Source organism: Variovorax sp. 10L421 (genome assembly GCF_056395365.1).
Map to the genome: position 1 here is coordinate 128,382 of NZ_JBFTJJ010000015.1, position 23,817 is coordinate 152,198.

Sequence of the window (23,817 nt, forward strand, 5' to 3'; positions counted from 1 at the left end):
ATGAACACGCCCCGTCGCCTGCTACTCGCCGCCGCGCTCTGCGCCGCCCTGCCCACCGTGGCCCTCGCGCAAGCGTGGCCCTCGGCCAAGCCCATCACGCTGATCGTGCCCTTCACGGCCGGTGGCAGCGTGGACGTGAACGCGCGCCTCGTGGCCCAGCGCCTCGGCGAGCGGCTCAAGCAGTCGGTGGTGGTGGAGAACGTGGCCGGTGCGGGTGGCGCCATCGGCGTGGCCAAGGCCGTGAACGCGGCGCCCGACGGCTACACGCTGGTGGCAGGGCCCGACAGCGCCATCGCCATCGGCAAGCTGGTGAACCCCTCGGCCTTCCGCTTCGATCCGCTGAAAGACCTGGCGCCGGTGGGCCTGCTCAACACCGCGCCGATGGTGCTGGTGGCGCGGCCCGGCCTGGAGGCCCAGACTTTCTCCGACTTCGTGAAGCTCGCGAAGGCCAAGCCCGGCAAGTACAACTACGCGACCTCGGGCGTGGGCACGGTGCTGCAGCTCGCCATGGAGCTGCTGAAGGAACGCAGCGGCATCTTCGTCACGCATGTGCCCTACCGCGGCGGCGCGCAGATCGCCACCGACGTGATCGGCGATCAGGTCGACCTGGCGATGCTGGTCAGCACCAGCGCCATCCCGCACGTGAACGGCAAGCGCCTGAAGGCGCTCGGCATCACCGGCAGCAAGCGGCTGGCCGCGCTGCCCAACGTGCCCACATTCGACGAGATGCCCGGCCTCAAGGGCTTCGACATGGTGAGCTGGACCGGCATCTTCGCGCCCGCGAAGACGCCGCCGGCGGTGGTCGCGCAGATCAACCGCGAGCTCAACGCGGTGCTGCAGGAAGAAGGCGTGCGCAGCAAGCTCTTGGAGCAAGGCGCGCTGCCGGGCAACAGCACGGCCGAGTCGTTCGGGAAGTTCGTGCAGGCCGAGTACGCCCGCAACCAGAAGATCGTGCAAACCGCCAACATCAAGGAGTGAGCGCACCATGACCTCGCCGCTGCTGTCCCGCCGCGCGCTCCTCGGCGCGTCCGCCGCCGGCCTTGCCGGCATGGCCTTCGCGCAGAGCCCCGGCCCCGCCGAGCTGGCGCAGGCGCTGGCCGGCACGCCGCTTGCACAACTGCCGCCCGCGAGCGGCAAGCGCCAGGTCATCATCGACACCGACCCCGGCCAGGACGACGCCGTCGCGCTGCTGATGGCCATGGCCGCCACCGACCGGCTCGACATCAAGGCGCTGACGGTGAGCGTGGGCAACCTGCCGCTGGCCGTGACCGCGAAGAACGCGCGCATCGTGCGCGACTGGGCCGCCCGGCCCGACATCCCGGTCTATGCCGGCTATCCGCGCCCGCTGGTGCGCGAGCCCATCTTCGCCGACGACGTGCACGGCAAGACCGGCATGGAAGGCCCGACGCTGCACGAGCCGCACGGCCCGCTGATGCCCACCCACGCGGTGCAGTACATCGTCGAGACGCTGCGCGCCGCGCCGCCGAAGAGCATCACGCTCGTGGGCCTGGGGCCGCTCACCAACTTCGCGGCCGCGCTCAACTCGGCGCCCGACATCAAACCCGCCATTGCAGAGATCGTGGTGATGGACGGCTCCTGGGGCGTGGGCGGCAACATCACGCCCGCCGCCACCTTCAACGTGTATGCAGACCCGGAGGCGGCCTCGATCGTGTTCCGCAGCGGCGTGCCGGTGACTGCCATGTCGCACGACGCGGCCCGCCGTGTGCTGGTGACGCCCGAGCGTATCGCGCCCTTTCGCGCCATGGGCAACAACGCCGGCAAGGTGGTGGCGGACATCTTCGATTCGATGATGGCGTACGGCGTGCGCCGGCGCGGCGTGGCCGTGGGGCCGGTGTACGACCCCTGCGTGATCGCGTACCTGCTGCGGCCCGAGCTGTTCAAGGGCGCCAAGGTGAGCGTGGACGTGGAGACCAAGGGGGAGTTCACGACCGGCGCGACGGTGGTCGATTTTCGCGGCTACAACCGCCGCGCGCCCAATGCGCTGTGGATCGGCGAGGCCGATGCCGAAGGCTTCCACGCGCTGCTGCGCGCGGAGATCGCGCGGCTGCCCTGAACGGGGGACGCCGCGCGGGCCGGCCGGTCAGCCGGCCTTCTCGTCCTCCGCAGGCCAATCGCGGATGTAGGCCTTGAGCATCTTGTTCTCGAAGTTCTGGCTGTCCACCACGGCCTTGGCCACGTCGTAGAAGCTGATCACGCCCATCAGCATGCGCTTGTCCATCACGGGCATGTAGCGCGCGTGGCGCTCCAGCATGATGCGGCGGATTTCGTCGAGGTCGGTTTCCAGGGTGCAGGTGACCGGCGCGTCGTCCATGGCCTTGCGCACGAGCGTGGTGCCGATCTGGCCGCCGTTCTTGACGACGGCAACGATCACTTCGCGAAAGGTGAGCATGCCGACCAGGTCGCCATGCTCCATGACCACCAGCGAACCGATGTCCTTTTCCGCCATGGTGTTGGCGGCTTCTGCCAGCAGGTCGTCTGGCGTGATGGTGAAGAGCGTATTGCCCTTGACGCGAAGGATGTCGCTGACTTTCATCGTTTGCTCCTCTCGGACTTCTATCTCGGCGGCGTGCCGATTTGAATATAGCCCACAATCGACGCCGACCTGAGCGCCCATGTCGCGGACGCATGAATTGCAGACGTAACGGGGCATTGCCAGGAGACAACGCTCAGCCACAGAAAGGCCCTCATGCCCGGTTATTCCGACCCCGGTTTCGACACCCTCGCGCTGCACGCCGGCGCCGCGCCCGACCCCACGACCGGCGCGCGGGCGGTGCCGATCCACCTGACCACTTCCTTCGTCTTCGAGTCGAGCGACCACGCGGCCGCCCTGTTCAACCTGGAGCGCGCGGGCCATGTGTACTCGCGCATCAGCAACCCGACCAACGCGGTGCTCGAGCAGCGCGTGTCGGCGCTCGAGGGCGGCATCGGCGCCATCGCCACCGCCAGCGGGCAGGCGGCACTGCACCTGTCGGTGGCCACGCTGATGGGCGCCGGCTCGCACATCGTGGCCAGCACGGCCCTGTACGGCGGCTCGCAGAACCTGCTGCACTACACGATGCGCCGCTTCGGCATCGAGACCACCTTCGTGAAGCCCGGCGACCTCGACGGCTGGCGCGCCGCGGTGCGGCCCGAGACCAAGCTCTTCTTCGGCGAGACGGTGGGCAACCCCGGGCTGGACGTGCTCGACATCCCGGCCGTGGCCGACATCGCGCACGAGGCCGGCGTGCCGCTGCTGGTCGACTCCACGCTCACCTCGCCCTACCTCATCAAGCCCTTCGACTGGGGCGCCGACCTGGTCTACCACTCGGCCACCAAGTTCCTCTCGGGCCACGGCACCGTCATCGGCGGTGTGGTGGTCGACGGCGGCAGCTTCGACTGGGAAAAGTCTGGCAAATTCGCCGAGCTGACCCAGGCCTACGACGGCTTCCACAACATGGTGTTCAGCGAGGAAAGCACCGTCGGCGCCTTCCTGCTGCGCGCCCGCCGCGAGGGCCTGCGCGACTTCGGCGCCTCGATGAGCCCGCACACGGCCTGGCTGATCCTGCAGGGCATCGAGACGCTGCCCCTGCGCATGGAGCGGCACATCGACAACACGCAGAAGGTGGTCGAGTTCCTCGCGAGCCACCCGTTCGTGTCGCGCGTGGGACATCCGCTGATCGAATCGCACCCGAGCCACGTGCTCGCGCAGAAGCTGCTTCGCCATGGCGCGCGCGGCGCGGGCGCGGTGTTCAGCTTCGACATCAAGGGCAGCCGCGCGCAGGGCAAGGCCTTCATCGAAGCGCTGAAGCTCTTCAGCCACCTGGCCAACGTGGGCGACTGCCGCAGCCTGGTGATCCACCCCGCGAGCACCACGCACTTCCGCATGACCGACGAGGCGCTGGCCGGTGCAGGCATCTCGCAGGGCACGATCCGCCTGTCGATCGGCCTGGAAGACCCCGCCGACCTGATCGACGACCTGAAGCGCGCCCTGAAGGCCGCGGAAAAGGCGGGTGCCTGACATGAACTACACCGTCAACGGCCACACCGCGTACTGCTACACCGGCGGCAAGCCCTTCGATGCGGCCAGGCCCACCGTCGTCTTCATCCACGGCGTGCTGAACGACCACAGCGTGTGGATCCTGCAGAGCCGCTGGTTCGCCAACCACGGCTGGAACGTGCTCGCGGTCGACCTGCCCGGCCACTGCAAGAGCGAAGGCCCGCCGCCGGCCAGCGTGGAAGAGGCGGCGCAGTTCGTGATCGCGCTGCTCGATACGGCCGGCGTGCAGAAGGCCGCGCTCGTCGGCCACAGTTTCGGCTCGCTGATCGCGCTGGAGGCGGCCTCGCGCGCGCCGGAGCGCATCACGCAACTCGCGATGGTGGGCACGGCCTACCCGATGGTGGTGTCGCCCGCGCTGCTCGAAAGCTCGGTGAGCGACCCGCAGCGCGCCATCGCCATGGTCAACACCTTCTCGCACTCGCTGCTGGCGCCGCCGCCCTCCTCGCTCGGCCCGGGCACCTGGCTCTACGGCAGCTCGCGCGCGCTGATGCGCCGCGTGCTCGCGAGCAACCGCGAAGCCAACGTGTTCCACATCGGCTTCAAGGCCTGCAACGACTACGCGAACGGCGAGGCCGCCATCGAGAAAGTGCAGTGCCCGGTGCTGTTCCTGCTCGGGGACGCCGACCAGATGACGCCGCCGCGCGCCACCAAGGCGCTGGTGGGCAAGGCGCGCAACGCGAAGGTGGTGACGGTGCACGCGGGCCACTCGCTGATGAGCGAGGCGCCCGACGCGGTGCTGTTCGCGCTGCGCGACTTCCTGAGCGCCTGAGCGCCGGGCGCGCGAGCGCTTATTCCGCCGCGATGCCCGCCCGGTGGGCGAGCGCGCGGTAGCGCGAGATCTCGCCTTCCATCTGCGCGCGGAATGCGGCCGCGCCGATGGCCACTGGCTCCATGCCCTGCGCGCGCAGCTGCGCCTGCAGCGCCGGGTGGCCCATGGTCGCGACCACCGTGCGAGCGAGCTTGTCGATCACCGGCGCCGGCGTGCGCGCCGGGGCGGCAAAGCCGTACCAGGCGTCGAAGGTGGCTTCGGGCAGGCCCTGCTCGGCCAGCGTGCRCACCTCGGGCAGCATGCTGGAGCGCGTCGCGCCCACGATGCCCAGCGCGCGCAGCTTGCCCGCGCGCACGTGCGGCGCCACGGCGGCCACGGTATCGATTGCGATCTCGACCTCGCCGCCGATCACCGCCAGCGAACTCTGGCTGCTGCCCTTGTACGGGATGTCCTGCAGCTGGATGCCCGCGGCCAGCGCGAACAGCTCGCCCGACAGGTGCGGCCCCGAGCCCGAGCCGAAGGTGGCGTAGCGGATGCTCTTCGGCTTGGCCTTGGCCGCCGCGATGAGTTCGGGCAGCGATTGCCAGGGCTGGCCCTTGCCCACCACCAGCACCAGCGGCGTGCGCGCCACGATGGCGATGGGCGCCAGGTCGCGCACCGTGTCATAGGGCAGCTTGGCGCGCAGGGCCGGGTTCACGCTGAAGCTGGTCGAGCCCGACAGCAGCAGCGTGTAGCCGTCGGGCGCGGCCTTGGCGACCGCATCGGTGCCGATGATGGTGGAGGCGCCGGGCTTGTTGTCGATCACGACGGGCTGGCCGAGCTGCTCCGACAGCGTCTGCCCCATGGCGCGTGCGACCAGGTCGGTGCCGCCGCCCGGCGGGAAGGGCACGACCAGCCTGATCGGGCGTTCGGGCCAGGCCCCCTGGGCGAAGACGGGCGAATGCGTGCCCAGCAAGGCGGAAGCGGAGAGCAGCAGGCCGAAGCGGCGACGGGAGATGGCGTTGTCCATGGTGCGTGTCAGGAGAGAGTGGAAGCGGATTGCGCAAGCCGGCCGGCGGCCCATGGCGCGAGGCCCGGCTCGCCCAGGTCCCAGTACAGGCCGGCCATGATCTGCAGGCCCTCGCGCGCCAGCGGCGCGAGCAGGTGCTCGTTGGGCGCGTGCTGCGCGCAGGCCGGGTACGAATGCGGCACCCACAGCGTCGGCAGCCCCAGCAGGTCAGCGAAGACGTCGTTGGGCAGCGAGCCGGCGAGGTTGGGCAGCAGGTCGAGCCGCCGGCCGCTGCTTTCCTCGATGGACTTGCGCGCCCAACCCACCCAGGGGTTCTCCACGTCGAGCCGCGTCGCCGCGCCGGTCAGCGTGACCTCCACCTCGACCTGGCCGAAGCCGTGCGCATCGAGGTGCGCGCGAACGATCTTCTGCAGGTCCTGCCACGGCGTGCCGACCACGAAGCGCAGCTGGCAGTGCGCCACGGCCTCGGAGGGAATCGCGTTGACGGGCCGCTGCGGCGAACCCGCGCCGAGCGCCAGCACCTCGATGGTGTTCCAGGCCACCAGCCGCTCCGCCGGGCTCAGGCCGGGTTCGCCCCAGCCCTCGTCGACCTCGGGATCGTCCGCGCCGCCACCGATGGCGATGCTGGCCAGCGCGTCGCGCACCGCCTGCGTCACGGGCGGCGGGCGCAGCGCCTCGACCAGAATGCGGCCGCGCGCATCCACCAGCGAGGCCACCGCATGGCTGATGACCGTGCCGGGATTGACCAGCACGCCGCCCCAGTTGCCCGAGTGGTAGCCGCGCGGCCGGGCGCGCAGCCGCAGGCTGAAGTTGACCGCGCCCCGCGAACCGAGGAAGAGCGTCGGCCGCGTCGCGCTCACGCGCGGGCCGTCGCTGGCGATGAACAGGTCGGCGCGCAGCTTGTCGCGCTGCTGCTCGCACACCGCATGCAGGCCGGGCGAAGCGGCCTCCTCGCCCATCTCGACCAGCCAGATCACGTTGTAGCCCAGGCGGCCGCCGCGGGCCTCCAGCGCTGCAGCCAGGCCACCGAGGTTGATGCTGTGCTGGCCCTTGTTGTCGGCCGTGCCGCGCCCGTACCAGCGCTCGCCGCGCACCGTGAGCGCCCACGGCGCCAGGCCTTCCTCCCACTGCGCGTCCTGCCCGCTGACCACATCGCCGTGGCCGTAGGTCATCACCGTGGGCAGGGCCGGGGCCTCGATACGGCGCGCGATGAGGAAGGGCCCGCCGCCGGGCACCGGATTGGCGATCACCTCGCAGGCGAAGCCCAGCGCCGCAAGCGGCGGCACCAGTTCCTCGCGCAGGTAGGCCTCCAGCGCGGGCGTGGCGGCGCCGGTGTCGCTTTCGGTGCGGAAGGCGACGCGGCGCTGGAGGTCGGCGAAGAAGCCGCCCGCGTCGAAGTAGGCGGCGGCAGCGGCCAGGCTGTCTGTGCGTTGCATGAAGGGGTTCCTTGTCTGTCCATCGGGTGCAGCAAGTACAAGGCCTGCGGGCCAATGCTTCCAGCATCGTTTTGGCAAGCTACCATTGCCTTGAAGGCAATACTCCACACGCCGCCATGACGCTCCCGCTTCTCAGCATCCCGATGCGCCACTTCCTCGAAGTGGCGCGCAGCGGCTCGGTCAATCAGGCCGCAACGCGGCTTTTCGTTGCATCGTCGGCGGTGAGCCGGCAGATCGCCAAGCTCGAAGACAGCCTGGGCACACCGCTGTTCGAGCGGCATGCGCGCGGCATGGCACTGACCGCCGCCGGCGAGCGGCTGGCGGCGCATCTGCGCAATGCGCAGCTCGACATCGAGCAGGTCGTCGAACAGGTGCGCGACCTGGGCGGGCAAGGCGCGCGGCGCATCCGCATGGCCTGCACCGAAGGCTTCGCGGGGCACTTCATGCCGCTGGTGATGCGCAGCTTCGAGTCGGCGCACCCGGGCTGCCAGCTCGAGCTGCACGTGGGCTCGCCCGACGGCGTGAGCGCGCTGCTGGCGCGCGGCGAGACCGACATCGCGCTCAAATACGTAGTCGCCCCGGAGCCGGGCCTGAAGATCGAGCACTCGGCCACCGCGCCCGTGTATGCCGTGCTGCGGCCCGACCATCCGCTCGCGCGGCAGCGCGTGGTGTCGGTGGCCGACGCGGTGCGCTACCCGCTGGCCGTGGGCGACAAGGGCGTGACCGCACGCCAGCTGTTCGACCAGGCCTGCAGCCTGCAGGGGCTGCAGTACCACGCGATCTTCGTGAGCAATTTTTCCTCGGTGCTGCTGCCCCTGCTGCGCACGCCCGACGTGATGCTTTCGGGCCATCTCACGGTGATGCACCTGATCGACGCGGGCACCGTGGTAGCCCGGCCCTTCGCGGAAGCGCCGCTGCAGCAGCGGCAATTGCAGGTGCTGGCGCTCGAAGGCCGCACGCTGCCGACGCTGGCGCAGGACTTCGTCGAGCACCTGGTAGGCGCGATCACCAGCGCGGGCCGGCGCAAGCTCGGCCGCGCGCGGGCCGCCGCCTGAAGAAGAAGCTCAACCGAGCGCGTTGATGTCCGCCGGGTCGAGCAGCACCTTCGGTGCGCCGTTGCGCGCCACGGCCAGCATCGCGCGGCCGACCTTCTCGGTGGTCGTCACCCGGTTCGGCCACAGGCGATAGGCCAGCCCGAGCACGGGCTTGAGCACGAAGATGGCGGCATCGTAGAGCGGCGTCTTGGAGCGCACGCCATGCATCGGCTGGATCATGCCGGGGCGGAACATGTAGGCCGCCTTGAACGGCAGGCGCAGCAGCGCGTTCTCGGTCGCGCCCTTCACGCGCGCCCACATGCTGCTGCCGCGCTCGCTGCTGTCGGTGCCCGCGCCCGTCACGTAGGTGAAGGTCATGCCCGGGTTGAGCCGCGCGAGCACGGTGGCTGCCGCCAGCGTCAGGTCGTAGGTGATGCGCTTGTACTCGGGCTCCTTCATGCCGACCGACGACACGCCGAGGCAGAAGAAGCAGGCATCGAAGCCCTGCAGCTGCGGCTCGATGTCGCCGTAGTCGTACATGTCCTTGTGGACCAGGTCGCGCAGCTTCGGGTTTTGCTGCCCCGTGGGGTTGCGGCCGACTGCGACGACGCTTTCCACGTCCGCCGCGAGCAGGCACTCGCGCAGCACGCCCTGCCCCACCATGCCGGTGGCGCCAAAAATCAGGATCTTCATGGCAGGCTCCGGTCAGACCGCGAAGACGGCCGGCTTCTTGTTGAGCACGGCGAGCAGCAGGTCGACGTCGAGGCTCGAGGGCTTCGGCGGCTGCAGCGCGGAGAGCATGCGCGACAGCGTCTCGGCATGCGGCAGCAGCGGGCCGAGAAAGCGCGTGCCGTCGGCACCCGCGACCAGCAGGGTCGGGAAGGTCTCGACGTCGAAGGCATCGGCGATGTCGGCGTGGTCCTCGATGTCGACCCATGCAAAGCGGAACTGCGGATGCGCGCGCGCCACCTGTTCGAGCAGCGGCCGGTAGTCGCGGCAGGTGCCGCACCATTCGGCGCACAGGCACACGACCCACGGCGCATCGCTGGCCGGCTCGGCGGATTCGGGGTTGCTTGGAAGGGCGCTCAAGGCTGATGCGTCGGTGGTGTGATCGGAAGGCCGGGGTGGTACGGCCGGGAGGTCGTGGCTATTATGGACAAAGCTCTCGCCCACGGGACTCGCCGGGGTTCGGGGGCACAGGAGAGTCGCATGATGAACACCTCGGCTGCCACCGGATCTGCCGTCGATCCGCGCCAATTCAAGAGCTTTGCGGAGTTCTATCCCTTCTACCTGAGCGAGCACGCCAACCTCACCTGCCGGCGGCTGCATTTCGCCGGCTCGACCTTGTCGCTGCTGTGCCTGGTGGCGCTGGTGGTCACGCTCAACCCGCTGTGGCTGCTGGCCGGGCTCGTGGCGGGCTATGGCTTCGCCTGGGTCGGGCACTTCGGGTTCGAGAAGAACAAGCCGGCCTCGTTCAAGCGGCCGCTCTACTCGTTCATGGGCGACTGGGCCATGTACCGGGACATCTGGCTGGGGCGGGTAAAAATTATCTAACCCCCTTGCCGGGAGCAAAGCCGGTTCCGCGGTGTTCCCGGATCAATCCGGAACGCCACTAGATCAACAGCACGTCCCCCAGCCTCAGGGAGCGCAGCGGACCTTTCTGCCAGAGGTCTTCGAGCGGCTCGGCCTGCGGCATCAGCAGTTCCTTCAGCAGCGGCTCGACCGGCGTCGAGGGGTCCGCGAGCAGCACGTAGCGCGGGTCTTCGTCGGCGGGCTCTTCGGCGAGCGGCGCGATCCAGTCGAGCGCCACCAGTGTTTCGAGCACCGGCGCCAGTTGCAGCGCATCGACGCGCATGCGCGTGACCAGTTCGCTCGCGCCCATGCCCTTGGCCGGCATGGCCTGCGCGCGGGCCAGGTGCTGCAGCGTTTCCATGGCCAGTTGCAGCGGCCAGCCCGCGGCGCCGCCGCGCCGCGCCACGCCGGTCAGCAGGCTCGGCAGGTAGGCCGCGATGACCGCCCCGAGCAGCACGATCACCCAGGCCACGTAGATCCACACGAGCAGGATCGGCACCGTGGCGAAGGCCCCGTACAGCACCGAATAAGTGGGCACGAGGCTCAGGTAGTAGCCCAGCACGCGCTTGGCGATCTCGATGGCGGCCGCCACGAAGATGCCGCCGGCCCATGCATGCGACCAGCGCACGTTGGTGTTGGGCACGTAGTGGTACAGCGAGGCCATGCCGACCGCCAGTAGCATGAATTCGAAGGTGTCGAAGAACAGCTTGACCATACCGCGCCCCACCACGCCGCTGGTGGCCGAGACCACGTACGAGGTGGTCGACAGGCTCACTGCGAGGATGATCGGCCCCAGCGTGATGGCCGCCCAGTAGATGAGCACCCGCTGCGCGAACGGCCGCGGCGAGCGCACGCGCCAGATGTTGTTGAGTGTCTTGTCGATCGTGAGGATCAGCGCGATGGCGGTGATCAGCAGCACGACCAGGCCCGCGATGCCCAGGCCGCCGGCCTTGCTCGAGAACTGGTTCAGGTAGCCCAGCACCTGCCGCGCGATGTTGTCGGGAATCAGGCTCTCGATGAGCCAGCGCTGCAGCCGGCCCTGCATCTTCGCGAACATCGGGAAGACGGTGAACAGCGCCAGCGCCACCGTGAAGAACGGCACCATCGCGATGGTGGTCGTGAAGGTCAGGCTGCTGGCCGTGAGGCCGAGCCGGTCTTCGCGAAAACGCTCGCCCAGCACCGCTGCGGTGTTGCCCCACGGAAAGCGCGAAAGATCCCTCCAGAGTTGCCTGCGATTCATGGCGGCTATCATAGGAGTTGAACTCTCCCCCAGTCTCCGCGCACTTCGTGTCGCTGCGCCAACCCCCTCACCGGGGGCGATACCAGCGGCCCGGCAAAGCCGGTTCCGCGGTATCCCGCTCATGAATGCCAAACCGCCGCCGCTCCCGCCCTCCTCCGTTCGCGCCACCCGCTGGGCCGCCGTGGGCAGCCTCGTCGGCCTCATCGTGCTGGGCCTCGCATGGGAGCTGTGGCTGGCGCCGCTGCGCCCAGGCGGCTCGCTGCTGGCACTGAAGGTGCTGCCGCTCGTCATTCCGCTCGCAGGCCTGTGGAAGAACCGCATGTACACCTACCGCTGGGTCAGCCTGATGGTCTGGCTCTATTTCACCGAGGGCGTGGTGCGCGCCTGGAGCGACATCAACGGCGTGGGGCAAGTGCTCGCGCTGGTCGAGGTGCTGCTGTGCCTCGTGCTCTTCGCGGCCTGCGCCTGGCATGTGCGGCTGCGCTTGCGCCACGCCAAAGCCGCTGCTGCCCGTCCACTGGAGACCTCCGCCCAATGACCACTGCCACGCCCCTCATCGAGCAACTGCGCGCCATCGTCGGCGCACCCCACGTGCTGAACGAGGGCGACCTCACCGCCTACGAGCAGGACTGGCGCAAGCGCGCGCGCGGCAAGTCGCTGGCCGTGGTGCGGCCGGCCAATGCACAGCAGGTGGCCGACGTGGTGAAGGCCTGCGCCGCGGCCGGCACGGCGGTCATTCCACAGGGCGGCAACACCGGCCTCGCGGTCGGCTCCATTCCGGACGAGAGCGGCACGCAGGTGGTGCTGAGCCTGCAGCGGCTGAACACGATCCGCGCCATCGACGCGGCCAACCTTACGATGACCGTCGAAGCCGGCTGCATCCTGCAGACGCTGCAGGAAACCGCCGAAAAGCAGGGCTACCTGTTCCCGCTGAGCCTGGCGGCCGAAGGCAGCTGCACCATCGGCGGCAACCTCGCGACCAACGCAGGCGGCACGCAGGTGGTTCGCTACGGCAACACGCGCGAGCTGTGCCTGGGCCTCGAAGTGGTCACGCCGCAGGGCGAGATCTGGGAAGGCACCAGCGGCCTGCGCAAGGACAACACCGGCTACGACCTTCGCGACCTCTTCATCGGCAGCGAAGGCACGCTCGGCATCATCACCGCCGCGACCATGAAGCTCTACCCGCTGCCTGCCGCGCAGCTCACGGCCTGGGCCGCGGTGCCCTCGCTCGATCACGCGGTCACCTTGCTGGGCCTCGCGCACAAGCACCTGGGCCCGGGCCTCACGGGCTTCGAGGTGATGGGCAAGTTTGCGCTGAGCCTGGTCGACAAGCACATGCCGCAGCTGCGCGTGCCGTTCATCAAGGACGATGCCGTGCCGTACTGCGTGCTGCTGGAAAACTCCGACAGCGAATCCGAGGACCACGCACGCGCCCGCTTCGAAGCGCTGCTCGAAACCGCGTTCGAAGACGGCTGCGTGACCGACGCGGTAGTGGCCGAGAACCTCACGCAAGCGCACCAGCTCTGGCACATCCGCGAGAGCATTCCGCTCGCACAGGCCGAGGAAGGCCTGAACATCAAGCACGACATTTCCATTCCCGTGTCACGCATCCCCGCGTTCGTCGCAGAGACCGATGCGCTACTGGCGCGCGAGATCGCCGGCGTGCGGCTGGTGAACTTCGGCCACCTGGGCGACGGCAACCTGCACTACAACGTGCAGGCGCCGGAGAACATCGACACCAAGGCCTTCCTGAAGAACGAGGAAGAGCGCATCAACACGCTGGTGTACGACGCGGTCGAGAAGTTCGGCGGCTCGTTCTCGGCCGAGCATGGCGTGGGCTCGCTCAAGGTCGACAAGCTGGAAAAGCACAAGTCGCCGGTGGCGCTGGAGATGATGCGGGCGATCAAGCGCGGGCTCGATCCCAAGAACATCCTGAACCCGGGGCGGGTGATCCGGGTCTAGTTCGCGAGGCCGAAGCCGGCAACTCGGTGATACACTCAATAAGAATAATTCTTATTAACTCCCTCCCCCGGGATCACCGAAGCGCAGCACCGGCATCGCCAGTTCGTCGTTCCTTGCAGGAGGCGGCGATCTTGCGGGCATGACCAGCGGCCGGTTCCGGGGCCATTGTCGATGCTTGCGAGAAGGCGGCCGGATGCGCGACCTCGTCCAGGAACTTGTAGCTCACTATGCGGACCTGCGCCGACAGCTCACTCGCGACCTGAGAGACCCTCACTACGCGGCCGACATCGCGCAGTCGAGTTTCGAGCGGGTGTACGCACAGGCCACGAAGTCGCGCGGAGTCGCCCGCATCGATGCGGCGCCGGACGACATCAAGGACAACGGTGGCATCGAATCGCCTCGCGCCCTGCTCTTTCGCGTGGCGCGCAACCTGTGCGTCGATGACGCGCGGCGTCGCAAGGTGGCGCGGGACTGGGCCGGTTCGCATGCAGACGCCGGCATGCACCGGGCAGTGCAGTCCAGCGAATACGTCGTCGCCCAGCAACGGGTGCTGACGCGGGTGGTCGAAACCATGGAAAAGCTGCCGCCGCGCCGCCGCGAGGTGTTCCTGCTCTTTCGCGCCTACGGCCACACGCGCGCCGAGATCGCGCAGCGGCTCAACATCACCGAGATGGCCGTGGCCAAGCACCTGTTGCGCGCCACCATCGACTGCTCGCGCGTGTTCGCAGAACTGCGCTCCGAGCTGATCGAACCCCAGGTCTTGATGAACCGCCCCGGCTTCGACGCCGCATTGGCCGAAGACTTCTCGTGAACGGCATCGTTGCGGCGAGCGCTCCGCGCGAAAGGCTGATCGAGCGCGCGCTGGCGCTGATCGTGGAAGGCGAAATGGCGCCCGGCGAGGCCGCCGGCAGCGCCCGCCTGGCACTCCATCAATGGCGCGGCAAATCGGCGGAGCATGCCGCGGCCGTCCAGGAAGCGCGCCAGCGCTGGGACGCACTCGGCGGCATGGCGAACGGCCTGCGCGCGCATTTCGAAGAGCCCGGCGGCACGTTGATGGCCCATGCGGGAGCCGCGGCGAAGTCACCGCACCGCCAGCAACGCCGCAAGATGCTGCTCTCGGTGGCGGCCCTGCTGGGCACCGGCCTCGTCGCGGGGCGCGGCGTGCAGTGGTACTGGCAGCAGCCGGTGTCCCTCGCCACCTACCGGACAGCCACCGCGCAGATGCTGAAGGTGACGCTCGCGGACGGCATCCGCGGCGTGCCGGGCAGCCGGCTCGACCTCGCGCCGCAGAGCTCCGTCGAGGTCACCCTGTACCGCAACCGCCGCCTCGTCGACATGGCTCGCGGCGAGGTGCGCTTCGAGGTCGCGCCCGACAAGGACCGCCCACTGCACGTGCAAACGCGCGCCGCCGTCATCGAGGTGGTCGGCACCGCGTTCACCGTACGCGACCGCGGCGGGCCGATCACCATAGGCGTGGAGCACGGCCACGTGCGCGTAGGTGTCGCGCCGCACCCCGGGTTCGCCGGGACCGAAGGCGCGGCGATCGACCTGTATGCGGGCGACCGCGTCGAGATCGCCGACGGCCAGGCCGGCCGCGTGCAGCAGGCCGACACGGCCGCGCTGTCCGCGTGGCGCGATGGCTGGCTGGTGTTCGAGAACACGCCGCTTGGCGATGCCCTGGCCGCGGTCAACAGCTACCGCACGCGGCCCATCGTCAGCGACAGTCCGCGCATCGATGCGATGCGGCTGTCCGGCCGCTTCCGCGTCAACGACTCCGAAGGGCTGATGGCCGCGCTGCCGACGATCCTGCCGCTCACGGTCGCGCCCCGCCCCGACGGGAGCGTGGCGCTGCTGGCGCGCTGACGAAAAGCCAACGCCCACCGGCCCACGCCCCGGGCACCGCCGAGCGCTTTGCCCACGGGAGCTCATGCGGCAAGGCTCTCCAGGTGGACGCGAGGCCGGTCGTCCGTGATGCGGCCCGCGCGCATGGTGATCACGCGGTCGGCCAGGTGGAAGTAGCGATCGTCGTGCGAGATCACGACCAGCAGGTGCCCCTTGGCGCGCAGCTCGGGCAGCAGCTCGGTATAGAACAGGTGGCGGAAGGTCGGGTCCTGGTCGGCGGCCCATTCGTCGAACACCAGCACCGGCCGCCCTTCCAGGTAGGCGTGCACCAGCGCGAGCCGCTTGCGCTGGCCGGTCGACAGGTCGGTGGTGGTGAAGGCGCCGTCCTTCAGGCTCACCTTGTGGGCGATCTCCAGGCGCTCCAGGTAGGGCAACGCGCGCTGCGGCAGCACCTGCATGCTGGCTTCGCCGTGCGCCTCGCCCTCGCCGGCGGCCAGGTCCTCGAACAAGTAGAAGTCGGAGAACACGGTGGTGAAGAGCTGGCGGTAGTCGTCGCGGCGCTCGGCGTCCACCGCGGCACCGTCGATCGCCACGTGGCCCTCGTGCGGCGCGTACAGGCCCAGCAGCAGCTTGACGAGCGTGGTCTTGCCGGAGCCGTTGTCGCCCACCACGAACACCATCTCGCCGCGGCAAAGCCGCAGGTCGATCGGACCCAGCGCGAAGGCCTCGCCGCCCTCGGGCGCATCGAACGCGTAGCGCACGCCGCGCAGCGCGATCTCGTGTTCGAATTTCAGCTCGCTACCGGTGCGGCCGACGTGCAGGTGCGGCTCCGGCGTGGCAAAGCGCGCCGACAGGTCGGCAATGCGCCGGAACGCGACCCGCGCGCGCCCCACGGCAGGCAGCGCGCCCGCGATCTGGTCCATCGGCCCCTTGAGGAACAGCAGCACCAGCACGAAGCCGCTGAGCACCGCGGGCTCGGTCGGCCGGAATGAGGCCCAGCCCAGGATCAGCGCAATCAGCAGGAAGAACAGGCCCGAGCCGAATGCGGTGGCCATGACGAAGGTGTTGATCGCGCGCCCGTTGACCGCGCGGATGTTGTCGACGATGCGCTCGATCTGCCCGCCGAACATGCGCTGGCGGCGCGCGCGGTGCATGCGCAGCTCCTTGGCGCCCTCGCTGATCGCGCGGTAGGCCTTGTGCAGCTGGTCTTCATGCTCGCGCGCCTTCCAGAAGCCGTTCACGCCGCGGATCTGCGCCATGGCCTGCACCATCGCACCGATCGCCAGCGCCACCACCAGCACGCCGAACAGCGGCAGCGACAGGTAGGCCAGGTAAGCCAGGCAGCCAAGTGCCGTGACGCAGGCGATCAGCGTGGCGGCGAGCGCGAACGCCACGTCGCTGACCATGTCCACGTCCTGCGACAGCACCGGCATCAGCCGGTGGGTGCGGTAGCGCTCCAGGGCATCGATGGGCGCCGAGAGAATCTTCTGCGCCAGGCTCTTGCGGACCAGCGCGACCACCCGCTGGCCGACGAAGTTGGTCGAGACATCGGACACCATGCGCCCGAACAGCGCCGCCGCGCACAGCCCGACGAAGGTCAGCAGCAGGCCGCCAGAGAGGCCGCCCTGCCGGTTGAGCACCTGGTTGATGGTGCCCAGCAGCGCGACCGTGGCCGCGCCCGCGCCGATGCCGGTGACCGCCGACAGCAGCATCCACGGCAGGAACGGCTTGAGCAGGCGTGCGAACTCGCCGTCGGAACCAGGGGCTGTTGTCATGCAAGAACTCTTTCCGCCCTCGGGCGACTGGGGCCCGGCGGCGCGGACAAGCCTTGCCGCCGGACGCGAACGTAATGGCGGCCCGCCGCGCCGGCAGAGCTGCGGACGGCAGCCGACTGCCTGTACCCCACTTGACGGGCGGCCCGCGCAAATGTTCACGCAGCAGTTCGAACACGGTGCGCATGAACACCTGCGCCGCCCAACCGTCCTAGCTTCATGCGCCCTGCAAAACGCCGCACCGCCGGTGCCCCCTCCTGCCCGACGGCCCCATGATCGCCCTGCTGGAGCCCTTGTTCCAGGGCGACCTGGCGCCGCACGGCGAGGCATTGCAGTGCGCGCCGCAGCCGCCCGCGGGCGCGCTGCACGTCGTCGATCTGGTGCGCTCGCACGGGCTGCTGGGCCACGTGCTGCGCCTGCACGCATCGCACCTCGGGGTCGAAGGCGAAGACCTGCGCGCCGTGGCGTCGTCCTGGAGCATGGCCTATCTCGGCATGCTGCTGCCACCGGTCGCGGCTGCCGCCAGCGTGCTGCAGCATGGCTTTCCCGTGGCCGCGGAGCAGGTATGGGTGCGCCTCGGCCCGCACGCCCGGCCGCTGAGCTTCCACATCCGCGAACTGGGCCGGCCGCAGCGCGGCGCGACCACCGAGGAACGCTACTCGGCGCTGCTGTGGCGGCACCTGGAGCCGCTGTTCTCGGCGCTGTGCCACCTGACAGGCATTCCGTCCAAGATCCTGTGGGGCAACGCGGCACGCAACCTCGAGCCGGTGCTCGAGCAGGCGCTTGCGCTGACCGGCGGATCGCCGCCGATCGCCCGCGACAGGCAACGGCTGCTGCACGACGCCGCCTGGCCGGCATGGACCAATCCCCTGCCCGGCCCGCAGCGCGAAGTCCGCGTGCGCCTCGAAGGCCGCGACCGGACAGTGAAGCTGCACCGCCAGTGCTGCCTTTTTCACCTGCTGCCCCGCGAAGGCCATTGCGGCGCCTGCCCGCTGTCGCCTGCGCACCGCTGACATCCCGCCCCCACTTCTTCCACCCACTACCGAGCGCATCACCATGTCCAAGGCAAGACTCGTCTACATCATGTCCCTGAGGAATGCGGCAGCCGACCAGGCCGGCCAGTACATCGACTACAAGGGCGGGCAGCGCTACATGAAGTCGCCGCTGGAGTACCTGGCCGGGGCACTCGACCGCACACCGCTGGGCGATGCCTACTCGCTGGAGGCCGTGTTGTTCGACGACGACGAGGGCTCGCCGCGCGACCGCGAGGTGCTGCAGGCGTACGGCTTCGGCTTCGATCCCGCCCGCCGCTGGATCCACCCGGGCGAGCTGCAGGTGCAGGGCCGCCGCGTCAACGACATGTTCCACAACGTGCCCTCGACCTACCGGCGGCTGCCGCTGGACGCGGCCGCCGAACGCGCCGTCGGCAAGAAGGAGTTCGAGCAGCGCCTGCTCGAACGGCTGCACGCGCTGGAGGCCGACCTCGTGGTGCTCGACGGCCTGCTGGTGATCCTCGACCGGCTGGCCCGGCCGGAAAGCCCGTTCTTCCGCCGGATCGTGAACATCCACCCGGGCATCACGCGGCTGGAGTCGCCCTTCGAGCGCCGCGGCGCCTGGGCCACGCTCGACGCGCTGTATGGCGCCCGCGGCCAGCGGGTGGTCGACTGGCAAACGCGCGAGACGGTCGCGGTCGAGCCGGTGCGCAAGACCGGCGCCTCCTTCCATTACGTGGACACCGGCATCGACTCGGGCGAAGTCATCTTCGACGTGCTGGGCACCGACATCGACCCCGAGGACACCATCCTCGAGCTGCGCTGGAACAACTTCAACCACAGCCTCTTTCCCGCGCTCCACCAGGGCCTGGCCCTGATGGCCGAGACGGTGGACGCGTGAACATCGCGCGCCCGCCGAGCGTCCTGTCTTCTTTCACACCGCCCTGCACCACAGGAGTTGATTTCAATGCCACACGTCCATGATCTGGTCGGGATCGGGTTCGGCCCGTCCAACATCGCCCTGGCCATCGCACTCGAGGAAAGGCGCCACGCCGGCCGGCCGTTCGACACGCTCTTCATCGAGAAGCAGCTGAGCTTCGCCTGGCATCCGCACATGCTGCTGGACCAGGCGCACATGCAGATCTCCTTCATGAAGGACCTGGCGACGCTGCGCAACCCGACCAGCCGCTTCACCTTCATCAACTACCTGCACGAGAAAGGCCGGCTGACCGACTTCGTCAACCTGAAGAGCTTCTTCCCCAGCCGGCACGAGTTCAACGACTACCTCTCGTGGGCCGCCGAACAGTTCGAGGACGCCTGCGCCTACGGTGAGGAAGTGTTCGAGGTGCTGCCCGAGGAAAGGGGCGGCGAGGTGGAGCTGCTGCGCGTGCGCTCGCGCAACCACGCGGGCAAGCTGGTCGAGCGGCTCGCGCGCAACCTCGTGGTCGGCATCGGCGGCGCGGCGAACATCCCCGACGGCTTCCGCGCGCTGCGCAGCGACCCGCGCGTCTTCCATTCGAGCAGCTACCTGCAGGACATCGCGCAGCTGCCGGATGCGCGCCGCATCGCCGTGGTGGGCGCGGGACAGAGCGCGGCCGAGATCTTCATGGACCTGCAGGGCCGCCCCGGCGCGCCGCAGGTCGACCTCATCACGCGTGCCCGCTCGATCCGCCCGGCGGACGACAGCCCCTTCGTGAACGAGATCTTCAACGCCGAGTTCACCGACTACACCTTCAGCCGCTCGGAGGAAGAGCGCGCCGCGCTGCTCAACGAGTTCTGGCACACCAACTACGCGGTGGCCGACCTGGAGCTGATCCAGCAGATCTACAAGGCCTTCTACCAGCAGCGTGTGACCGGCGGCAACCGCCTGCGCTTCCTGCGCCGGCACGACATCCGCAGTGCCACGGCCGACGGCCAGGGCGTGCACCTCGTGCTGTGGGACCAGAACGTCCTGCGCGAGCACACGGTGCGCTACGACGCCGTGGTGCTCGCCACCGGCTATGTGCGCGAGCACCACAAGGCGCTGCTCGCGCCGCTGGCGGGCTACCTCGGCGACTACACGGTCGACCGCCACTACCGCGTGCAGGCCGCGCCCGGCTTCCATCCGGCCATCTACCTGCAAGGCGCCTGCGAGGACTCGCACGGCCTGAGCGACACCCTGCTGTCGGTCACCTCGGTGCGTACCGGCGAAATCGGCAGCGCCCTGCTGGCCGCGCCGGCCGGCACGCCGCTCCACCTGAGGCCGGAACCCGAGGCGATCCAAACCTGAATCCCGGGGTCGCCGGACCGCGACGGCGAAAAAAGTCTTAGGACATGGTGTCTCTGTTTGATGAGTTCGAACGTCTTACTCATAGATGCGCCAGAGACCGGAAATCGGGCCGGCCCCCGCACCTGAATGTGAATGCGTCGTAATTCAAAAAACTGGAGTTGTTCTGCCATGCGTCCCCTGCCTCGCCAACATCTGCTGAACGCCGCGCTTGCCGCGGCGTTCGGTTCCGTTCTCACCGTCTGGGCCCCTGTAGCTTCAGCACAGGCTTCCGGCCAGGCCGCGGCACAGGTGTTCGAGGTGAAGGTGCCATCGCAGGCGCTCGGCGCGGCGCTCAACGAGTTCTCGCGCCAGACCGGCGTGCAGGTATTCGCCGCCGGCGAAGTGGTCGCAGGCACCAGCTCGCACGCCGTGGAAGGCAAGCTCACGGTCGACCAGGCCCTGCGCCAGATGCTCGCGGGCACTTCACTGGAAGCCACGCGCACCGCCAGCGGCGGCCTCGCGATCCGCCGCGCCGCCGACGCTCCCAACTCGCAGGGCACCCTGCCTGCGGTGCAGGTGGTGGCCAACGCCGAGGAATCGCCCATCGGCCCGGTTTCCGGCTATGCGGCCCGCCGCAGCAGCACGGCCACCAAGACCGACACACCGCTCATCGAGGTGCCGCAGTCGATCTCCGTCATCGGCCGCGAGGAAATGGATGCGCGCGGCGTACAGGACGTCATGGAGGCCATCCGCTACACGCCGGGCGTCACGACGAACACCTACGGCCCCGACAACCGCGGCTGGGAATACATCCTGCTGCGGGGCTTCAGCACCTCTTCCAACGGTGTCTACAGGGACGGGCTCGCGCAGCCGGCGTTCGGCCCCACCTACTACCTGACCGAGCCCTACGCGCTGGAGCGCGTGGAGGTATTGCGCGGCCCTTCGTCGATGGTGTTCGGCCAGGGAGACGCCGGCGGCATCGTCAACCGCGTGAGCAAGCAGCCGACCGGCGAGCGGATCCGCGAGATCGAACTGCAGTACGGCAGCTACCAGCGCAAGCAACTGGCATTCGACCTCGGCGACAGGATCGGCAACACCGACCTGAGCTATCGCGTGGTCGGGGTGGGCCTCGACAGCAACGACCAGGACAAGTATCCCGACGGCCACAAGCTGAACCACACGCGCAGCTACATTGCGCCGTCCGTACGCTGGCAACCCAATTCGACGACCTCGCTGACCGTCTTCGGGGAGTTTCTCAAGAACAACACGGCCGAAGACCCGTACTACCTCACCCAGGACTACGTTCTCTATCCGGTGAAGGTAGGTGACTACAGCTTCGGCCAGCTCAAGCAGTCGCAGAGCGCCATCGGCTACCGTTTCGAAACGGCCCTGAACGACACCTGGACGCTGCGCCAGAACTTCCGCTACAGCCAGATCGCCCTGGACAGGCGAGCAGTCTGGGCCGGTTCGCTTCGCAACGACGGACACACGCTCACCCGCGTTGCCAGGACCTGGAACGACCCCGTGGACCTGGCCACGCTGGACACCAGCGTGCAGGGCAAGCTGCAGTACGGCTCCGTCCAGCACACGGTGCTGCTAGGCGTCGACTACAGCGACCAGAAAGGCAAGCAGCGGCGCTTCCGCGGCGCGGCGCCGACCCTGGACATCTGGGCGCCCGTCTACGGCCAGGCCGTGGCGATGCCCACCATCCCGATGACCGACGTGGCCCAATCGACGCGCCAGACCGGCTTCTACGCCCAGGACCAGATCAAGTTCGGCGACAACTGGATCGTCACGCTCGGGGGCCGCCACGACGAAGTGCGCCAGCTCACCGACAACTACCTGGCCAGGAGCCATACCCGGCGATCGGACAGTGCGTTCAGTGGCCGGGCAGGCATCAGCTACCTGTTCGGCAACGGCTGGGCTCCCTACATGAGCTACACCACGTCCTTCCTGCCCAACAGCGGCGTCGACGCGAACAACCAACCCTTCAAGCCCAGCAGCGGCAAGCAGGTCGAGGTCGGCGTCAAGTTCCAGCCCGCGGGCTCGCGCACCTCGTATACCGCGGCAGTCTTCGACCTGCGCAAGACCAACGTGGTCACCTACGACCCGACGACCTCCGAGGGGCGCCAGATCGGCAAGCAGCGCTCCCGCGGCCTCGAGCTGGAAGCCAAGGGCGAGCTCGCACCGGGCCTGAACATCTCCGCCGCCTACACCTGGCTGGACATGAAGGTGCTCAACAGCGCCGATGCGGGCGAAATCGGCAAGATCCCGCCGCTCGTGCCCAAGCAGACCGCCTCGGTGTGGCTCGACTACACCATGGGCAACGGCCTGGGGTTCGGCGGTGGCGTGCGCTACATCGGCAAGCGCCAGAACGACGAGCACAACACCACGTACGAACGCGGCGTGACGCTCCTCGATGCGGCCGCGCACTACGAACGCGGCCCGTGGCGCTTCGCGCTCAACATCTCCAACCTGGCGAACAAGCAGTACAACTCGATCTGCTACCACGGACAGTGCTACCAGGGCACTCTCCGCACGGCGACCCTGACCGCCCGGTACAAGTTCTGATCCGATGCCTCTCCCCCGCGTGAATGCGGGGGAGGCTTCGTCACCTTTCGCTCGCCATCATCGACGCGCGTCTGCCTTCTCCCTGGCCTGCTGCGCATCGCACATGGCCGCATGCAGATGGCTCAGCAGCGCAGCGTTGCGCACGATGCCCTGATGGTCGGCATTCACCTCGAGCGAAACCTGCGCCTTGCCGCCGAACTGCGACAAGAGCGCGTTCTTCTGCACGATCGCCCGGCCCTTCTTCCACCAGAGATGCGGCGCCACTTTCACGCGCGGGAATGCGGCGATCTTTTGCGTGATCGCGTTCATGCGCCGGGTGGCGACGATCCCCTGGAAGATGTCGCCCGGTTTCATGCCCATGCCGGCCGCCGCCACGATTTCCTCGACGGCGTCGCGCACGGTCTCGTCGGAGCCCGAGCGGATCGGCTCGAAGCTGTCGAGCATCGCGTTGACGGCCTCGTGGCCCATGCCGCCGCTCGCGGTGTCCAGCACGAAATCCCGGAAGTCCTGGTACCAGCCGTGCGGATCGAAGCTCTCGTCCAGCAGAAAGCTGTCGACCATGCCGAGGAAGGCGACGTCCACGCCCTGCTGTTCCAGCAGGCTGGCGACATGCACCGCGACAACTGCGCCCAATGACCAGCCGACGATGCCCACGGGCCCCTGCGGCTGCGTCCTGCGGATGACATCGGCGTAGTACCGGGCCATCTGCTCGATGGAATCCAGCCCGGCGACGTCATCCGCATAGCTCAGGCCGTAGACGGCACGCGAGTCTTCCAGGTGGCGCGCCATCGGCCGGTAGTCGATCGGATGGCGCAGCGCGGGCGGCACGCAGAACAGCGGCATCGCATCCGCCGGCCCAGCATACGCGTTCAGCAACTGGACAGGCTGCGGCGGCGCGCCCATGTCCAGCTGCGCGACCAACCTGGCGATCGTCTGCTTCTCGAGCAGATCCTGCAGGGAGATCTGCACGCTCAGCACACGGGACTTGTTGATCCTGGCCAGCAGCCTGAGCGCGACGAGTGAATCGCCGCCCAGCTCGAAGAAGTTGTCGTTGCGCCCCACGCGCGGCACACCCAGCACCTGAGCCCATATCGCCGCCAGTGCCGCTTCGAGCACGCCCTGCGCGCCCTCCTGAGGCTGCTCGTCGCACGTCGGTGCACGGCCGAACTCCGGCGCCGGCAGGGCCTTGCGGTCCACCTTGCCGTTGGCGTTCAGCGGCAGTGCGTCGAGCACCACCAGCGCGGCGGGCACCATGTAGTCGGGCAGCGCCTGGCCGAGCTTCTGCCGAAGCTGTGCCGTGTCGATGTCCTGCC

The 23,817-nt window shown here is 68.9% G+C and carries 22 protein-coding genes; 14 read left to right on the top strand and 8 right to left on the bottom strand.

From position 1 onward, the window contains the following. Together AC1DFC_RS19580 and AC1DFC_RS19585 are read left to right on the top strand one after the other, a co-directional pair. Complete coding sequence (locus AC1DFC_RS19580; protein WP_007835057.1) at positions 1-978, top strand: Bug family tripartite tricarboxylate transporter substrate binding protein; 978 nt, start codon at positions 1-3, stop codon at positions 976-978. Positions 979-985: 7 nt separating this feature from the next. Continuing rightward, positions 986-2,074: a nucleoside hydrolase gene (locus AC1DFC_RS19585; protein WP_478179831.1), complete on the top strand. Its 1,089-nt coding sequence runs from the start codon at positions 986-988 to the stop codon at positions 2,072-2,074. A 27-nt stretch (positions 2,075-2,101) separates the two neighbouring features. Here the strand turns inward: AC1DFC_RS19585 and AC1DFC_RS19590 are convergent, their stop codons facing one another. Beyond that, complete coding sequence (locus tag AC1DFC_RS19590) at positions 2,102-2,554, bottom strand: CBS domain-containing protein (RefSeq protein ID WP_007835053.1); 453 nt, start codon at positions 2,552-2,554, stop codon at positions 2,102-2,104. A 153-nt stretch (positions 2,555-2,707) separates the two neighbouring features. On the opposite strand from AC1DFC_RS19590, the gene AC1DFC_RS19595 reads away from it, so the two are divergent. Then, positions 2,708-4,018 carry an O-acetylhomoserine aminocarboxypropyltransferase gene (locus tag AC1DFC_RS19595; protein WP_413332316.1) on the top strand — a complete coding sequence of 437 codons (1,311 nt, stop codon included), beginning with the start codon at positions 2,708-2,710 and terminating at the stop codon, positions 4,016-4,018. A 1-nt stretch (position 4,019) separates the two neighbouring features. Next, positions 4,020-4,826, top strand: coding sequence for an alpha/beta fold hydrolase (locus AC1DFC_RS19600; protein WP_413332314.1), 807 nt, complete (start codon positions 4,020-4,022; stop codon positions 4,824-4,826). A gap of 19 nt (positions 4,827-4,845) precedes the next feature. On the opposite strand, the gene AC1DFC_RS19605 is transcribed toward AC1DFC_RS19600, so the two are convergent. Continuing rightward, complete coding sequence (locus AC1DFC_RS19605) at positions 4,846-5,835, bottom strand: Bug family tripartite tricarboxylate transporter substrate binding protein (RefSeq protein ID WP_478179832.1); 990 nt, start codon at positions 5,833-5,835, stop codon at positions 4,846-4,848. Positions 5,836-5,843: 8 nt separating this feature from the next. After that, complete coding sequence (locus AC1DFC_RS19610; RefSeq protein WP_413332311.1) at positions 5,844-7,271, bottom strand: M20 family metallopeptidase; 1,428 nt, start codon at positions 7,269-7,271, stop codon at positions 5,844-5,846. 116 nt (positions 7,272-7,387) lie between these two features. Between AC1DFC_RS19610 and AC1DFC_RS19615 the strand changes: the two genes are divergently transcribed. Beyond that, a complete protein-coding gene (locus tag AC1DFC_RS19615; protein WP_478179833.1) occupies positions 7,388-8,326 on the top strand; it encodes a LysR family transcriptional regulator in 939 nt (312 codons plus the stop codon). 9 nt (positions 8,327-8,335) lie between these two features. On the opposite strand, the gene AC1DFC_RS19620 is transcribed toward AC1DFC_RS19615, so the two are convergent. Both AC1DFC_RS19620 and AC1DFC_RS19625 read right to left on the bottom strand, forming a co-directional pair. Next, on the bottom strand, positions 8,336-8,998 hold the full coding sequence (locus AC1DFC_RS19620; RefSeq protein ID WP_413332307.1) for an NAD-dependent epimerase/dehydratase family protein: 663 nt from the start codon (positions 8,996-8,998) through the stop codon (positions 8,336-8,338). A gap of 12 nt (positions 8,999-9,010) precedes the next feature. Then, complete coding sequence (locus AC1DFC_RS19625; RefSeq protein WP_056589928.1) at positions 9,011-9,394, bottom strand: thioredoxin family protein; 384 nt, start codon at positions 9,392-9,394, stop codon at positions 9,011-9,013. A gap of 123 nt (positions 9,395-9,517) precedes the next feature. On the opposite strand from AC1DFC_RS19625, the gene AC1DFC_RS19630 reads away from it, so the two are divergent. Beyond that, on the top strand, positions 9,518-9,859 hold the full coding sequence (locus tag AC1DFC_RS19630) for an Mpo1-like protein (protein WP_042673646.1): 342 nt from the start codon (positions 9,518-9,520) through the stop codon (positions 9,857-9,859). A gap of 58 nt (positions 9,860-9,917) precedes the next feature. Here the strand turns inward: AC1DFC_RS19630 and AC1DFC_RS19635 are convergent, their stop codons facing one another. Further along, the gene (locus AC1DFC_RS19635; protein WP_478179834.1) at positions 9,918-11,129 is read right to left on the bottom strand and encodes a YihY family inner membrane protein; all 1,212 of its coding nucleotides are present in this window, start codon (positions 11,127-11,129) and stop codon (positions 9,918-9,920) included. A 109-nt stretch (positions 11,130-11,238) separates the two neighbouring features. Here AC1DFC_RS19635 and AC1DFC_RS19640 point away from each other — a divergent pair, with 109 nt between their 5' ends. The 4 genes from AC1DFC_RS19640 to AC1DFC_RS19655 all read left to right on the top strand — a co-directional run bounded on the left by AC1DFC_RS19640 (position 11,239) and on the right by AC1DFC_RS19655 (position 14,942). Beyond that, a complete protein-coding gene (locus tag AC1DFC_RS19640; RefSeq protein WP_007835040.1) occupies positions 11,239-11,655 on the top strand; it encodes a DUF2069 domain-containing protein in 417 nt (138 codons plus the stop codon). Further along, positions 11,652-13,079 carry an FAD-binding oxidoreductase gene (locus AC1DFC_RS19645; protein ID WP_007835039.1) on the top strand — a complete coding sequence of 476 codons (1,428 nt, stop codon included), beginning with the start codon at positions 11,652-11,654 and terminating at the stop codon, positions 13,077-13,079. The genes AC1DFC_RS19640 and AC1DFC_RS19645 overlap by 4 nt, the downstream gene beginning before the upstream one ends. Before the next feature lie 193 nt (positions 13,080-13,272). After that, positions 13,273-13,890, top strand: coding sequence for an RNA polymerase sigma factor (locus AC1DFC_RS19650; RefSeq protein WP_478179835.1), 618 nt, complete (start codon positions 13,273-13,275; stop codon positions 13,888-13,890). Then, positions 13,887-14,942, top strand: a complete 1,056-nt coding sequence (locus tag AC1DFC_RS19655; protein WP_478179836.1) for a FecR family protein — start codon at positions 13,887-13,889, stop codon at positions 14,940-14,942. Before AC1DFC_RS19650 ends, AC1DFC_RS19655 begins: the two co-directional genes overlap by 4 nt. A 62-nt stretch (positions 14,943-15,004) precedes the next feature. Here AC1DFC_RS19655 and AC1DFC_RS19660 read toward each other — a convergent pair whose 3' ends face one another. Continuing rightward, complete coding sequence (locus tag AC1DFC_RS19660; protein WP_478179837.1) at positions 15,005-16,696, bottom strand: cyclic peptide export ABC transporter; 1,692 nt, start codon at positions 16,694-16,696, stop codon at positions 15,005-15,007. A gap of 269 nt (positions 16,697-16,965) precedes the next feature. On the opposite strand from AC1DFC_RS19660, the gene fhuF reads away from it, so the two are divergent. The 4 genes from fhuF to AC1DFC_RS19680 all read left to right on the top strand — a co-directional run bounded on the left by fhuF (position 16,966) and on the right by AC1DFC_RS19680 (position 22,504). Continuing rightward, positions 16,966-17,706, top strand: coding sequence for a siderophore-iron reductase FhuF (gene fhuF, locus AC1DFC_RS19665; protein ID WP_413314497.1), 741 nt, complete (start codon positions 16,966-16,968; stop codon positions 17,704-17,706). A 43-nt stretch (positions 17,707-17,749) separates the two neighbouring features. Then, positions 17,750-18,586, top strand: coding sequence for a formyltransferase family protein (locus AC1DFC_RS19670; RefSeq protein ID WP_478179838.1), 837 nt, complete (start codon positions 17,750-17,752; stop codon positions 18,584-18,586). Between the two features lie 66 nt (positions 18,587-18,652). Next, positions 18,653-19,954: a lysine N(6)-hydroxylase/L-ornithine N(5)-oxygenase family protein gene (locus tag AC1DFC_RS19675; protein ID WP_478179839.1), complete on the top strand. Its 1,302-nt coding sequence runs from the start codon at positions 18,653-18,655 to the stop codon at positions 19,952-19,954. A gap of 168 nt (positions 19,955-20,122) precedes the next feature. Further along, positions 20,123-22,504, top strand: coding sequence for a TonB-dependent siderophore receptor (locus tag AC1DFC_RS19680; protein ID WP_478179840.1), 2,382 nt, complete (start codon positions 20,123-20,125; stop codon positions 22,502-22,504). 57 nt (positions 22,505-22,561) lie between these two features. On the opposite strand, the gene AC1DFC_RS19685 is transcribed toward AC1DFC_RS19680, so the two are convergent. Continuing rightward, positions 22,562-23,817: thioesterase domain-containing protein (locus tag AC1DFC_RS19685; protein WP_478179841.1), on the bottom strand; the 1,256-nt coding region annotated here is incomplete at its 5' end.